The organism is Curtobacterium sp. MCLR17_007 (genome assembly GCF_003234655.2).
Classification (GTDB): domain Bacteria; phylum Actinomycetota; class Actinomycetes; order Actinomycetales; family Microbacteriaceae; genus Curtobacterium.
Genome location: NZ_CP126271.1, coordinates 655,500 through 668,881 on the forward strand (window position 1 = coordinate 655,500; position 13,382 = coordinate 668,881).

General features: G+C 70.0%; 13 protein-coding genes. 10 read left to right on the forward strand and 3 right to left on the reverse strand.

Features of this window, described 5'->3' with window-relative positions; translation table 11 throughout:
• Positions 1-61: 61 nt before the first annotated feature.
• The 3 genes from DEJ13_RS03180 (at position 62) to DEJ13_RS03190 (ending at position 2,479) form a co-directional block, all read left to right on the forward strand.
• On the forward strand, positions 62-931 hold the full coding sequence (locus DEJ13_RS03180) for an alpha/beta fold hydrolase (RefSeq protein WP_111108002.1): 870 nt from the start codon (positions 62-64) through the stop codon (positions 929-931).
• Positions 932-940: 9 nt separating this feature from the next.
• Positions 941-1,990, forward strand: a complete 1,050-nt coding sequence (lplAB, locus tag DEJ13_RS03185) for a lipoate-protein ligase LplAB (protein ID WP_111108001.1) — start codon at positions 941-943, stop codon at positions 1,988-1,990.
• A 153-nt stretch (positions 1,991-2,143) separates the two neighbouring features.
• Positions 2,144-2,479 carry a hypothetical protein gene (locus tag DEJ13_RS03190; RefSeq protein WP_111108000.1) on the forward strand — a complete coding sequence of 112 codons (336 nt, stop codon included), beginning with the start codon at positions 2,144-2,146 and terminating at the stop codon, positions 2,477-2,479.
• A gap of 25 nt (positions 2,480-2,504) precedes the next feature.
• On the opposite strand, the gene DEJ13_RS03195 is transcribed toward DEJ13_RS03190, so the two are convergent.
• Positions 2,505-2,789 (reverse strand): GNAT family N-acetyltransferase, encoded by a 285-nt coding sequence (locus tag DEJ13_RS03195; RefSeq protein ID WP_056122933.1) that lies wholly within the window; start codon positions 2,787-2,789, stop codon positions 2,505-2,507.
• 72 nt (positions 2,790-2,861) lie between these two features.
• Between DEJ13_RS03195 and DEJ13_RS03200 the strand changes: the two genes are divergently transcribed.
• Positions 2,862-4,202 (forward strand): serine/threonine-protein kinase, encoded by a 1,341-nt coding sequence (locus tag DEJ13_RS03200; RefSeq protein WP_111107999.1) that lies wholly within the window; start codon positions 2,862-2,864, stop codon positions 4,200-4,202.
• Positions 4,203-4,290: 88 nt separating this feature from the next.
• Here the strand turns inward: DEJ13_RS03200 and DEJ13_RS03205 are convergent, their stop codons facing one another.
• Together DEJ13_RS03205 and pgm are read right to left on the reverse strand one after the other, a co-directional pair.
• Positions 4,291-6,693, reverse strand: coding sequence for a DHA2 family efflux MFS transporter permease subunit (locus DEJ13_RS03205; RefSeq protein ID WP_111107998.1), 2,403 nt, complete (start codon positions 6,691-6,693; stop codon positions 4,291-4,293).
• Between the two features lie 205 nt (positions 6,694-6,898).
• Positions 6,899-8,518, reverse strand: coding sequence for a phosphoglucomutase (alpha-D-glucose-1,6-bisphosphate-dependent) (gene pgm / locus DEJ13_RS03210; RefSeq protein ID WP_111107997.1), 1,620 nt, complete (start codon positions 8,516-8,518; stop codon positions 6,899-6,901).
• A gap of 102 nt (positions 8,519-8,620) precedes the next feature.
• Here pgm and DEJ13_RS03215 point away from each other — a divergent pair, with 102 nt between their 5' ends.
• The 6 genes from DEJ13_RS03215 to DEJ13_RS03245 all read left to right on the forward strand — a co-directional run bounded on the left by DEJ13_RS03215 (position 8,621) and on the right by DEJ13_RS03245 (position 13,298).
• The gene (locus DEJ13_RS03215; protein WP_111107996.1) at positions 8,621-9,472 is read left to right on the forward strand and encodes a DUF6177 family protein; all 852 of its coding nucleotides are present in this window, start codon (positions 8,621-8,623) and stop codon (positions 9,470-9,472) included.
• Positions 9,469-9,858 (forward strand): DUF6507 family protein, encoded by a 390-nt coding sequence (locus DEJ13_RS03220; RefSeq protein WP_111107995.1) that lies wholly within the window; start codon positions 9,469-9,471, stop codon positions 9,856-9,858. The genes DEJ13_RS03215 and DEJ13_RS03220 overlap by 4 nt, the downstream gene beginning before the upstream one ends.
• On the forward strand, positions 9,855-11,648 hold the full coding sequence (locus tag DEJ13_RS03225; RefSeq protein ID WP_111107994.1) for an RNase A-like domain-containing protein: 1,794 nt from the start codon (positions 9,855-9,857) through the stop codon (positions 11,646-11,648). The genes DEJ13_RS03220 and DEJ13_RS03225 overlap by 4 nt, the downstream gene beginning before the upstream one ends.
• Positions 11,645-11,968 carry a contact-dependent growth inhibition system immunity protein gene (locus DEJ13_RS03230; RefSeq protein WP_146245319.1) on the forward strand — a complete coding sequence of 108 codons (324 nt, stop codon included), beginning with the start codon at positions 11,645-11,647 and terminating at the stop codon, positions 11,966-11,968. Before DEJ13_RS03225 ends, DEJ13_RS03230 begins: the two co-directional genes overlap by 4 nt.
• 348 nt (positions 11,969-12,316) lie before the next feature.
• Positions 12,317-12,646 (forward strand): hypothetical protein, encoded by a 330-nt coding sequence (locus DEJ13_RS03240; RefSeq protein WP_111107991.1) that lies wholly within the window; start codon positions 12,317-12,319, stop codon positions 12,644-12,646.
• A 22-nt stretch (positions 12,647-12,668) separates the two neighbouring features.
• On the forward strand, positions 12,669-13,298 hold the full coding sequence (locus DEJ13_RS03245) for a contact-dependent growth inhibition system immunity protein (RefSeq protein WP_111107990.1): 630 nt from the start codon (positions 12,669-12,671) through the stop codon (positions 13,296-13,298).
• The last annotated feature ends 84 nt before the right edge of the window (positions 13,299-13,382 follow it).

The window sequence follows — 13,382 nt, forward strand, 5'->3', positions numbered from 1 at the left end:
GCCCGAGACCGGCCGGGTGAACGCCGGATGAACAGGTCCGACGGTCTGCGAAGATGCTCACGTGCCCACGTTCTCAGCTGCCCGCGGCGACTCCTCCTTCGTCGATCCGCACGGGATCGAGATCGTGTACTCGACCTGGCGGGCCGGCCGGCCGAAGGGCGTCGTGCAGATCGCCCACGGCGTTGGTGAGTACGCCCTGCGGTACGAGCGCCTGGCGCAGGACCTCGTCCGCGCCGGGTACACCGTCGTCGCCAACGACCACCGCGGGCACGGCCGGACCGGACTCGGGCAGTGGGAGGGCGACCACACCAAGCTCGGCAGGCTCGGCCCCGGCGGGCTCCGAGCAGCGATCGCCGCAGTCGAGCAGACCTCGCGGATCGCCCGGCTGGAGACACCCGGGGTCCCGCTCGTGCTGCTCGGGCACTCCTGGGGATCGCTGATGGCGCAGCGGATCATCAACACCTCGAGCCGGGCCTACGACGGTGTGGTGCTCTCCGCGACGGCGTACCGGCTGCCCGGGACGATGAACGGCGGGGACCTGAACCGTCGGCACGTCGGCACCGGACCCACGCGCTTCGAGTGGCTCAGCCGTGACCGGGCGATCGTCGACGCGATGTCCGTCGACCCGCTCGTCGTCGACGCGAACGTCATCAAGCTGTTCGGACTGGCGGACGCGCTCCGGCTGCTCGGGGTGCCCCGCCGGAACATCGAGCGCGACGTCCCGGTGCTGCTGCAGGTCGGGTCCGACGACAGCCTGGGCGGGCCCCGTTCGGTCGAGCGGCTGGCGCGGGCGTACCGCGGACGCGGCGGCCTGTCCGACGTGACGGTGCAGGTGTACGAGGGTGCCCGCCACGAGGTCTACAACGAGACGAACCGGGACGAGGTCGTCGCGGACCTGGTGGCATGGCTGGGGCGACTCGCTGCGGCGTAGGCTCCAGGCGTGCATGGTGAGTACAAGGTCCCTGGTGGCAAGCTCGTCGTCGTCGATCTGCAGGTCGAGGACGACACCATCCGGCAGTTCCGTCTGGCGGGGGACTTCTTCCTCGAACCCGACGACGCGCTGCCGCTGATCGACGCCGCGGTCGAGGGCCTGCCCGCGACCACGGACGCCGCGGGCATCGCCGCCGCCGTCCGTGCTGCACTGCCCGCGGACGCCGTGCTGCTCGGGTTCACGCCCGAGTCCGTCGGGGTCGCCGTGCGCCGAGCACTGTCGCGTGCCTCGACGTGGCTCGACCACGACTGGGAGGTCATCCACGAGGGTGCGATCAGCCCCAACGAGCACCTGGCGCTCGACCAGGTCCTGACGGAAGAGGTCGGTGCCGGACGGCGTCGCCCGACCCTGCGCATCTGGGAGTGGGACCAGCCCGCCGTCGTCATCGGCTCGTTCCAGTCGCTCAAGAACGAGGTCGACCCGGACGGCGCCGCGAAGTACGGCGTCGAGGTCGTCCGGCGGATCTCGGGCGGCGGCGCGATGTTCATGGACGCGGGCGCGATCATCTCGTACTCGCTGTACGTGCCGACCGACCTGGTGCAGGGCATGACCTTCGCCGACTCGTACGCGTTCCTGGACGAGTGGGTGATCGAGGCGCTCAAGTCCCTCGGGATCGACGCGTACTACCAGCCGCTCAACGACATCACCTCGGCGAAGGGCAAGATCGGTGGTGCCGCGCAGAAGCGACTGGGCACCGGCGCGCTGCTGCACCACGCGACCATGAGCTACGACATGGACGGCGAGAAGATGGTCCAGGTGCTCCGCATCGGCCGCGAGAAGATGAGCGACAAGGGCACCACCTCGGCCGCCAAGCGGGTCGACCCGCTGCGGTCGCAGACCGGGTTGTCGCGGGCGGAAATCATCGACTCGCTCATCGCGACGTTCACGGCCCGGTACCGGGCGACGCCGGGTGCGGTGACCCCTGACGAGCGCGCGCGGGCGCAGGAGCTGGTCGCGTCGAAGTTCGCGACGAAGGAGTGGCTCGAGCGCGTGCCCTGAGCCTGCGGTTCGCGGTCGGCGGCCGCGAGAGGGGGGACTCGCGACCGCCGTCCCACCAGTGTCGGCGTCATCCCCAAGAACGAGCCGAGTGGATCGTGAGGATCACCCGCGCGGCGGATGTCCCGTCTCACAGCGCGACGTAGCCTCGCTTGCGTGAACTGGTTGATCCTCCTGGGGGCGATGGCTGCCGCAGTCGTCGTGACGTGGGTCGCCGATCGCGTGGGGTGGATCGACCTGTCGAACAAGTCGACCAGCACCGGGGGATCCGGCGGCATCGGCTCGATGATGGACGAGGTCTTCGCGCCGACCCGGCACGAGACGCAGGCCGAGTACGAACGGCAGTCCCGCCTGCCCCGTGAAGCGCCCACGCCGCGCGACCACGACCACGACCTGCTCAGCGGGTCCGTGCTGATCCAGGTCCCCGCTGTCCGGAGCCCGCGCACCGGGCGACATGAAGCCCGTCCGGGCACGCACGACCGCTCCTACTGAACCGAGCGAGGCCCCGCGGGCTGCCTCAGCGCGTCGTGAGCTCCTGGTAGTCCGGGTGCCGCTCGATCCAGGCGGCGACGTAGCTGCACTGCGGGACCACGCGTCGCGACGAGCCTGAGCGGACATCGTCCAGGGCGTGCTGCACCAGGGTCGACGCGTGACCGCCGCCGCGGTGCGCCGGGTCCACCTCGGTGTGCACGAAACGGATCTCGTCACCGTCGACCTCGTACGCGGCGAAGCCGATCACCTCGCCGTCCTCGACGAGGGAGTACTGCTGCTGGTCGGTGTCGTTCCGGACGTCGAGTGCCATGCGGGCGACGCTACCCCGCGGCCCCGAAGAGGGGCCTGTGCGCGTTCGTCGGCCGGCCACTAGCGTCGTCTCGTGAACGAGCGGCAGTCCCAGCAGCACCCCACCGGACCCGTCCGGTTCCGAACGCCGCCGGGCTGGCCCGCTCCGACCGCCACCTGGGTGGACCGTCACCGCCTGGCGGAGCCCGCACCGGGCTGGGTGCCGGCCCCGGGCCTCCCGGCAGCTCCGCAGGGGTGGCGGTTCTGGGACGTCGACCGGCGTGCACTCGCGGCCGGGACCTCGCGCACCCTCGTCCGGATCGGACTCGGACTGCTCGTGGCCGGCGTCGTCGCGGCCGTCGTCGTGCTCAGTGTCGGTGGGCCGGTCCGTGGGCTGACCGTGTTCGCGCTCGTGCCGATCGCCGTGGGTGCCGCGCTCGCCGTCACCGCGGTCGCCCGACGCGTCGCCGATGAGGACGCGGAGCTCGCACGGCTGGTGGTCCAGGCGAGCGGCGACCGTGCCGGGGCTCCTGTCGACCCCGCAGACGCCTGGGGCACGGCGGAGGCGCTGCCGTTCGTCGAGTCCCCGACGGTCCGCACCGCGTCCCCGCTCCGGCGTCGGCACCGCACCGCCGTCCTGGTCGTGACCGGCGCCGCGGCGGTGGCGACGATCGTCGGAGCCTCGCTCGCGGTGGTGCCGGTCGTCGGCGCGGTCGGAGGTGGCCAGACGCTGGCCGTGGGGCTGCAGGACGACGACGGCTCCCCGGCTCCGACGGCCCCGGACGACGACGGCTCCCCGGCTCCGACGGCCCCGGACACCGACCCGACCTCGCCTGCCGTCCCCTCGACCATCCCGGTCGACGCCCAGCTCGAGCAGGGCACGGCGCTGCAGGCCGACTGCGAGGTCGCCCAGGGGCGGGGCGGGCCGGCGCACTGCTGGGGCTGGGCGCTGACGGCCCCGGCTGCGTGCGAGGCCCGTGTCACCGCGCACTTCGGCGCGACCGCCGACGGGCCGTCGAGCCGCACCGAGACCCGCTTCGTCGCGCTCACCCCCGGCGTGACGCTCTCGCTGGTGCTGGCCGGCGACGAGACGATCGCGGGCCTCGACCACCCCGAGTGCGTCCCGTCGGGCCGGTCGCCGTACCCGATCACGACCTACGACAGCGGAGCGGCCCTGCCGGACAGCGACTTCCCGGCGGCATGCGACGACTGGGGCTGTGACGGCTTCGTCTTCGTCGCGGAGTCGGCCTGCCCCGCGGCGACCATCCAGATGGCGATCGACGACGTCACGGCAGACCAGCACACGAGGGACTACGTCGTGGTGCAGGCGATCACGGACAGCACCAGCACGACGCCGAACGAGGTCTTCCTGCCGTACGCGCACGGCACGCAGCCGGCTGACGCCTCGATCACGTCGGTCACCTGCGAGGGGTGAGGGGCGCTCTCGACGCTGTCGTCGGGCGCGTCACCGGGAATGACGAAGCCGCTGTCGGATGACAGCGGCTTCGTCGTTCGCGGTGCGGCTACTCGGCCGAGTGGCGGCCGTGCGTGTGGCCGCTGTCGTCCGGACGGGAGGCCCGGCTCGCGTCCGCGGCGTCGGCTCCGGTCGCCGGGCCCGGTCGTTCCGCGACCGCGGCGTGCGCGGCACGGTGCGCCCGGATGGCTCCCGTCGTCGTCGGTGGCTCGTCCACGGGCGCCGCTGCCGAGTGTGCGCCGTGGGTCGGAGCATCGGGCAGAGGAGCGCGGGTGTCGTCCGGCAGCACCGAGACGCCGGTGGACCCGGCGGACCGAGCGGACCGTGGCTGTGCCGGGACGTCGGGCGAGGTGGGGACGTCGTTCGCCGAGGCGGTACCCGGAGCTGCCGGTGAGCCCGATCCGGCGCGCTCGGCATCCGCGGCGCGGGCGGTGTCCGCCTGTTCCTGCAGCGCGCTGGTCTTGCGCAGCGGCGGCACACGGAAGAACCAAGTCAGGATGAAGGCGATCAGGATCACGCCGAGGCCGACGAAGTACACCGTGACCGTCGAGTTGCTGAACCCGACCAGGAACGGCCGCGTGAGTCGCTTGTCAGCACCGTTGAGGAACGAGGTGTCGCTCGTGGCCGAGCTCGACGAGGAGCTCGCGGCCGAGTTGCCGCTCTTGAGCTGCTTGACGAGCGTCGGGGTGACCTCGTCGACGACAGCCTGCCGCTGGTCCGCGTTCGAGTAGTCGACCTGCAGCGAGCCGTTGACCACCTCGGCGTTCGCCTTGCTCGCCGCGGTCTGCAGTGCCTGTCGCTCGGCTGCGGGCGTTGCGTCGGCGACCTGCTGGTCGATGATCGTCTGCGCGGCGGCCGACGGCACGGTGCCCGCGGCCACCTGGGCCTGGACGGCCGAGGTCACCTTCTCAGTGACGGCCTGGTCAGCAGCCGCCTTCGCCTGGGACGCACCCTTGTCGAGTCCGCTCTGCACGTTCTGCTTGACCGGGTCGACGATCTTCGTCCAGATCTTGTCCATGACGCCCTTGTTGTCCGACGCGCTGGCGACGGACGGGGTCAGGGCGGCGTTCAGGGCGCTCGACAGGTCGGAGCGGTTCTGCATCGCCGTGGAGATGTTCGTCGGCATGAGCGTGAAGAGCACCGACAGCAGCACGGCGGTGCCCATCGTCCCGCCGATCTGCCGGAAGAACGTCGCCGCGCTGGTCGCGACACCGATGTCCCGCGGCGAGACCGAACCCTGGGCGGCGAGGGTCAGCGTCTGCATGAGCTGCCCCAGGCCGAGACCGATGAGGAACATGCCCGTCATGAGGAACCAGAGCGGGCGGTCGGCCGTCAGGAACGTCAGGACGGTGAAGCCGATCGCGGTGAACGCGGTGCCGGTGACCGGGAACAGGCGGTACTTGCCGGTGCGGGAGATGATCTGACCCGAGGCGATGGACGAGATCATCAGCCCGATGACCATCGGCAGCATCGCGAAGCCGGACTGGGTCGGGGTCACGCCCTTGACGATCTGCAGGTACAGCGGGATGGTCAGCATCGCGCCGAACATGCCGAACCCGACCAGGACGGACAGGATCGCGGCCATCGAGAAGACGCCCGAACCGAACAGCTTGAGCGGCAGGATCGCGTCGTCACCCATGGCGCGTTCGACGATGATGAAGCCGACCAGGCCGAGCGCGCCGACGAGGTAGCAGGCGATGGCGCCGGGGGAGTCCCAGCCCCACTCGCGACCCTGCTCGGCGATGAGGAGCAGCGGGACGAGGGTGACGATGACGAGCGACGCACCCCACCAGTCGATGCGGGGCTTGCCGCGGTCGCCGAACTTCGGCAGGTGCAGGAACGTCAGGACCATCGCGAGTGCGACGATGCCGACGGGCACGTTGATCAGGAAGACCCAGCGCCATCCGGCGACGAACAGGATCTGGTTCGCGCCGGCGAACAGCCCGCCGACCAGCGGGCCGATGACGCTCGAGATGCCGAACACGGCCAGGAAGTAGCCCTGGTACTTCGCACGCTCACGCGGAGCGAGCATGTCGCCCATGATCGCCAGGGGCAGGGACATCAGACCACCGGCGCCCAGGCCCTGCAGCGCGCGGAACCCGGCGAGCATGAGCATCGAGCTCGAGAACGACGCGAGGAACGACCCGACGATGAAGATGCCGATCGCGGTGAGGAACAGCGGCCGCCGACCGAAGATGTCGGACAGCTTGCCGTAGATCGGCGTCGTGATCGTCGAGGCGATCAGGTAGGCCGTGGTCACCCAGGCCTGCTGGTCGAGCCCGTGCAGGTCGTCGCCGATGGTGCGGATCGCGGTGCCGACGATCGTCTGGTCGAGGGCACCGAGGAACATGCCGGCCATCAGGCCGTAGATCACGAGCAGGATCTGTCGGTGGTTCATCACCACGTTGGATGCCGTGGTGGGTGCCGCGGGGGCGGTCGCCGTCTGGGTCATGTGCAGGGTCTCCCGAAAACTTTGCGTCGGCTGCAAAGTTACATCTGCCGCAAGGTGCAGCGTCACGCGGGGGCCGCTTCCTGTACGGATCGGCAGCGTGGCGGGGGACGGGTCGTGGGCAGTCCGTCAGCGTCGAGCCACACCGTACGCCGCGGGCGACCCCGCGGTGCTCGGCGTCGTGCTGGGCGCCCAGCGCGGCGTCGTGCTAGGCGCCCAGCGCTGCGTCGACGATCTCCTTCGCCTCGCGCTGGACCTGCTCGAGGTGCTCCTGCGAGACGAAGCTCTCCGCGTAGATCTTGTAGACGTCCTCGGTGCCGGACGGTCGCGCTGCGAACCAGGCCTTGTCCGTGACGACCTTGACGCCACCGACAGCCGCGTCGTTGCCGGGGGCCTTCGACAGCTTGGCCGTGATCGGGTCGCCGGCCAGGGTCTCGGCGGTGATGGCGTCGCCGTCGAGCTTCGACAGCCGTGCCTTCTGGTCCTTGCTGGCCGCCGCGTCGACGCGCTGGTACACCGGCGCGCCGAATCGCTCGGTGAGCTCGTCGTACAGCTTCGACGGGGTCTTGCCCGTGACGGCGACGATCTCGGACGCCAGCAGCGCCAGGATGATGCCGTCCTTGTCGGTGGTCCACGCCGTGCCGTCGGTCCGCAGGAAGGACGCGCCGGCGGACTCCTCGCCACCGAACGCCACGGAGCCGTCGATCAGGCCCGGCACGAACCACTTGAACCCGACCGGGACCTCCCACAGGCGGCGACCGAGCGACTCGGCGACGCGGTCGATGATGCTCGACGACACCAGCGTCTTGCCGATCGCGGCGTCGTCCCGCCAGGCCGGACGGTGCGCGTACAGGTACTCGATGGCGACCGCGAGGTAGTGGTTCGGGTTCATCAGGCCGCCGTCGGGCGTGACGATCCCGTGGCGGTCCGAGTCGGCGTCGTTGCCGGTCAGGACGTCGAAGTCGTCCTTGTGCGCCAGGACCGAGGCCATCGCCGAGGGGCTCGACGGGTCCATCCGGATCTTGCCGTCCCAGTCGAGCGTCATGAACGACCAGGTCGGGTCGACGTCCGGGTTCACCACGGTCAGGTCGAGGCCGTAGTGGTCGCGGATGAGGTTCCAGTACGGCAGCGACGCACCACCGAGCGGGTCGGCGCCGATCTTCACGCCGGCCTGCTTGATCGCGGCGATGTCGATGATGTTCTCGAGGTCGGCCACGTAGGTGTGCAGGAAGTCGTAGCGGTCCGGGTTGGCGTGCTCGGTGCGCTGGACCTCGGCGTTGCCGCCCTCGATGATCGCGTTGGCGCGGTTCGCGATCCACGAGGTGGCGTCGCTGTCGGCCGGTCCGCCGTGCGGCGGGTTGTACTTGAAGCCGCCGTCGCGGGGCGGGTTGTGGCTGGGCGTGATGACGATGCCGTCCGCCGTGTCCGGGTTGCCGGCACGGTTGTACCGGATGATCGCGTGGCTGAGCGCCGGGGTGGGCACGTAGCCGTTGTCCTGGTCGGCCAGGACGTGCACGCCGTTCGCGGCGAGGACCTCGAGCGCCGTGCGCTCGGCGGGACCGGACAGCGCGTGCGTGTCGCGACCGATGAACAGCGGGCCGTCGGTGCCCTGCGACTGCCGGTACTCGACGATCGCCTGCGTGATGGCGGCGATGTGGGTGTCGTTGAAGGCCGAGTCGAGCGACGAACCGCGGTGACCCGACGTGCCGAAGACGACCTTCTGCTCGGGCACCGACACGTCCGGCACGCGGTCGTAGTAGGCGGCGACGAGTTCGTCGAGGTCGACGAGGTCGTCTGCGGTCGCTGGGGTGCCGGCGCGGTCGTTCATGCGTCCATCCTGGCACCACGACCTCCGGGTCGTTCGAGGATGACGGCGGCCCTCGGTAGGCTCGGCGCGAGCGGTGGAGGGCACCGCGGGTCGGGGGAGACCATGGGGCAGGTCGTACGTGCGGACGCCGCGCTCGTCGCCCGCGTGCGCCGTGACACGACGCGCGTGGTCGAGACCGCCCCCGGAGCGGTCCTGTCCTGGGCGGCCACGCACCTGTTGGCCGAGCACGGCTGGCGCTGGCGGCCCTCCGGTGCCGTACCCGCATCGGACGCCGTCGGTGACCTGCTGCACGTCGACCTGACGATCGAGCACGCCCCGTCGCCGCGCCTGGTGCTCGGGACGACGCCGGCCCGGTTCCTGGGGGCGTTCGACCGCACCGTGACCCATTCTCCGTACGAGGGCGCCGAGGCACTGTCACCGTCCGCGCTGACCGCGCTCGCCGAGCGGCGCTCGCCCGTGTCGTCGACCCTCGTGGTCAGCAGCCCGGACGCCACCGTCGGTGGCCTGCTGGTCGTGGAGCGCGGGCCGCGCTCCGTCTTCGAGACGCTGCGCGTGGTGGTCGCGATCGACGACCGTGGCGCGGTGCGGGACCGACTGCAGGCGGGCCTCCTGGCCGTCAGTCAGGGTCGCCACCCGCAGTCCGGACTGTTCTCGACCAGCCGTGGTCGCCTGGACGGGGTGACGGAACCGGTCCTGCGTGGGCCGACGACGCCGCTTGCCGTGTTCGCGGGCGCTCGCGCCGTGCGTACCCGGGGTCTGAGTGGGCGGATCGACCAGCTGGGCGGGACGCCTGTCGGGCCGGTCCGGGCACCGGGCGCACTGTTCTGGTTCGACGGCGACGAGCCGCAGCGCTGGTTGGCCGCGGTCGACCTCGCGCGCGGCGTCCGCGCCGATGACTTGCACCGGGCGACGTCGTCACGCGACGATGGGACGCGAACGGGGGAGGTTCGATGAGCACGGGGAGCTGGAAGATCGACCCGGCGGGGGTGCAGACGGTGCTCGACGGCATGCAGACGTCGCTCGACGGCACTGCCGCGGCTCTGCAGTCAGTGCAGACCGGGGTTGCCGACGCATCGGGCGGTGCCGGTGCCGTCGTGAACGAAGCGCTCGGTGCCTTCGTCGACCAGGTCAGCGACGACGTCGACCAGGTGACGTACCGGCTCGTCGGCGGGGTGCAGGGCGTGCGCGGGGCGGTCAACGCCTACGTGCAGGGCGACCTCGAGATGGCAGCCGACTTCCAGCGCGTCGGCACCACGGCCCACGAGACCCACGACATCTCGCTGTTCGTCCAGAACGCGTCGACCGACGGTTCGACACGGGCCCCGGGGGTGGACCGGTGAGCGGCGTCCCGATCGGCGACCACGGGCTCGTCGATCCCGATGGCATCCCCGGTGCCGAACTCGACCTGACGACCGTGTCCGCCGCGGCGACGACGATCTCGGGCGGCGGCGAGGCGATGCGCACCGTCGCCGACGAGATCCCCGGCAAGTGGCAGGCGCTCGCCGGGGTGTACGAGGCACCTGAGTCCGGCCAGGTCCTGACGTTGATGGACCCCGTGGTCGACGACACCCACACGATCGGCACCGCTGCCCGCGGTGTGGCCAAGGCGCTCGACACGTACGCATCCGACGCGGCCGGACCGAAGAAACAGCTGGACGACCTGCGCGTCGAGGCCACGGCGTTCGTCGCCCGCGTCCGGGGCGGCGTGCCGAAGGCGACCTCGCCCTACACGACCACGACCGCGCCGCAGGTCGACGGCTCGTGGAACGCCTACGGCGCGACCCGCTCCGACGCCCCGCCGGAGAAGACGACCGTTCCCTGGTACGAGGACGTCGTCACCAAGCACGAGAACGACGACATCATCCGGCGGATCAACACGCAGGTGGCGCTGCTCGAACAGGCGCAGGCAGACTGCGCGACCGCGATCAAGACCGCGTCCGGGGCGTCTCTGAAGGGTGCGTACGTCGCCCCCACCGAGAACGACCTCAACGCGCGCGGCATCGACCTGCCGTGGAGCAAGCCCGGCACTGCCGAGGGCAAGACCTGTGGCGAGCAGTTCTCCGAGGGTGCGACCGACGAACTGCTCAACTCGCTCGAGAGCGGCATCCACATGCTCGGGTTCGACAACCAGGGTGACTGGTCGACGGACACCCTCGGGTCGACGTGGGGCGGGGTCGTCGACGGCGCGGCCACCATCGGGCTGTTCCTGTCGCCGTTCGCGTGGCTCGATGCGGCGCTCGACCCGAAGGGGGACGCGGCGAAGGCGCACGACGCCGCTGGCAAGGCGCTCGGGGACTGGTGGAGCGGCGCGCAGGAGCACCCGGGCGCTGCCGCGGGCGCCGCCGCGATGGGCTTCGGGCTCGGCCTGGCCGGACCCGGAGGGCTCGCGAAGGACACCGCGAAGGCGACCGAGCTGGCCGAGGGGCTGGGCAAGCTCGGACTGCACGGGCTGAGCCGCGACGTCCGTTCCTGGGTCGAGAACGGCGCGTCGAAGCAGAGCGTCGACGCGCTGCACGACCTGGTCGACCGGACGTACCGGGACTACGCGGGCAGCGACGACTTCACGCCGGGGCTCGGCAAGGGTGACGGCTCCTTCGACCAGATGCTGCGCGGCGAGATGGCCCAGTTCGCGGACGAGCACCCCGACCTGCTGCGACCGCACGACGAGGCCTCGTTGCCGCACGGGGTCGAGTCGAAGCCGTTCACCGCCGCCGGAGGGCTGCAGGCCGCCGAGCAGGCGGGCGGGCACACGCTCGAGCGGCACGTCCGGACAGACCTCCACGGGAAGGAGCTCGACGACTGGATCCGGTCCCGGAACAACGGAACGACTCCGAACAGCACCTACACGCTTCCCGTCGATCACGTCGACCGGCTGGTCGCGAACAACCTGGACTTCAACCACGGTGCGATCCAGGAGTGGTTGCGCTCGAACCAGGGGCCGGGCAAGCCGACACCGACCGAAGGATTCGATTGGCCGGCCGATCGCGTCGTGGGCCGCGGATACGAACCAGGTCGGGTCCCGCCGATGAATGACGACACCGTGGTTCGCGTCGTGCTTCGTTGGAATCCCGGCGGCGAGCCGCCGTACCGGGTCATTACCAGCTATCCGAAGGCGACGGTGGAGAATTGAATGACGACGAGCGACGGGCGCTCATCGCCAAGGTCCCCCATGTCCGGAATCTGCTCGGAGCCGTGTTCAACTATGACTGGGACCTGGACCACGAGGATGCTGAGGCCGCCTACGCGTCGGTGTTCGACGACCTCGGTGCTGAAGCGCGAGCCGAGTACGAGCGTGAGGCGCAGTTACTCGAGCGGGAGCTGACGTCTGAGACCGACGTGCAGGAGTTCCTGAACTTCGTCGGATCCGGGCTCGCGCCCAGTTTGCACCTCGGAGTGCCGCTCGCCGACTGGCCGCGGTCCCTGGTCCGCAGGATCAGGCAGTCGACGTGAGCGACGAGGAAATCGGACTCCGCCGCACGTGGTTGGACGCGCTCGTCGAGCGGCTGGCTCAGGGACTGTGAACCGGAGTGGAGAGCACCACGAGCTCATTCGTTGCACGTCCGACATCCACGACTTCCTGGCCGGGGACTTCAATCCCAACAGCGACCACCCCGACGCAGAAGCGGTGAACGCCGAAGTCCTCGATTGGCCCGCTGATCGCATGGTTGGGCGCGGTTTCAACCCATCACGGGTGCCGCCGATGAGCGACAGCACCGTGGTGCACGCGGTCCTCAAGTACGACACATCTCAGCAGCCTCCGTGCGTCGTCCTGACGTCGTACCCGATCGGGGAGATGGGATGACGCGGAGCGACGACTATCGAGAACTCGTCCGTTGGGTTCCCCTGATCCGGAGCCTCCTGGCCGCGTCCTTCAACTACGACTGGATGCTCGATCACCCCACGGCCGAGTCCGTCTACGACGACGTCTTCTCCGGGATCTCGGAAGCAGAACGCAAGGAGTACCTCGACCAGGCCACAGTGCTCCAAGAGCACCTTCGCGACGACGATGCAGTCGCTGGGTTCCTCAGCTTCGTTCACACGGGCCTCGTGCCGCAGTTGGACTTCGGGCTGACGCCGAAGACTTGGCTGGACGCACTCGTCGCGCGCCTGGAGAACTCGTCGGGATGAACCAACAGCAGATCGAGATCAGGTGACGACTTCTCCGGAACGTCTCCGTGAACTCGGACGTCTCGCACCGCACATTTACGACTTCCTGGCCGCAGACTTCAACGTCGACTGGGACCTCGACCATCTCGATGCAGAAGCTGTGTACCGGAACGTCCTCGATGGACTCCTACCGTCCGAGCGGACGCTGTATCTCTTCGAGGCCCACCTGCTCCGCAATGCGCTGACGGACGACGAGAACGACACCGAGCGTCGCGTGGTCGTAGACGATTGCTTCATACCCCTACTACGAGGTGTGCACCTCGTACCCGATGAGATGAGACCCGTGGACCTCGACGAACTCACAGCGCGCTTTCCGCGCTTCTGGACACTGATCGGCGGGTACTTCAACGACGACTGGCGCGACGACTACGAAACGGCTGAGGGCGTGTATGACGACGCACTCCGCCGGATGACCCGCAGCAAAGTCGAGCAACTCGACGCTGAGCTGGAGTCCATTGCCGTTGACTTCCCGACCGGTGATGACGTTGAGCGTCTGCTCGACGCACTGGGCACCGGACTCGACCCCTTGCTCGACACCGGCCGAACCCCGGCTCAGTGGCTCGAGGATCTTCGGCGGTACGTGCGTGGCGATCTTGGTGCTCGTACCTCATGAGGGTGCTGACCTGCGATGGGCGGGAGCGGGGATGGACCCCGCGCACGCGACAATGACCCACCTCACGACCTCGATGAAGGAGCA

What these genes read in the sequence shown, in the direction of transcription:
- DEJ13_RS03195 (WP_056122933.1), bottom strand. Translation starts at nt 2,789, where the DNA reads ATGGCACTCGACGTCCGGAACGACACCGACCAGCAGCAGTACTCCCTC.
- DEJ13_RS03205 (WP_111107998.1), bottom strand. Translation starts at nt 6,693, where the DNA reads ATGACCCAGACGGCGACCGCCCCCGCGGCACCCACCACGGCATCCAAC.
- pgm (WP_111107997.1), bottom strand. Translation starts at nt 8,518, where the DNA reads ATGAACGACCGCGCCGGCACCCCAGCGACCGCAGACGACCTCGTCGAC.
- DEJ13_RS03215 (WP_111107996.1), top strand. Translation starts at nt 8,621, where the DNA reads ATGGGGCAGGTCGTACGTGCGGACGCCGCGCTCGTCGCCCGCGTGCGC.
- DEJ13_RS03220 (WP_111107995.1), top strand. Translation starts at nt 9,469, where the DNA reads ATGAGCACGGGGAGCTGGAAGATCGACCCGGCGGGGGTGCAGACGGTG.
- DEJ13_RS03240 (WP_111107991.1), top strand. Translation starts at nt 12,317, where the DNA reads ATGACGCGGAGCGACGACTATCGAGAACTCGTCCGTTGGGTTCCCCTG.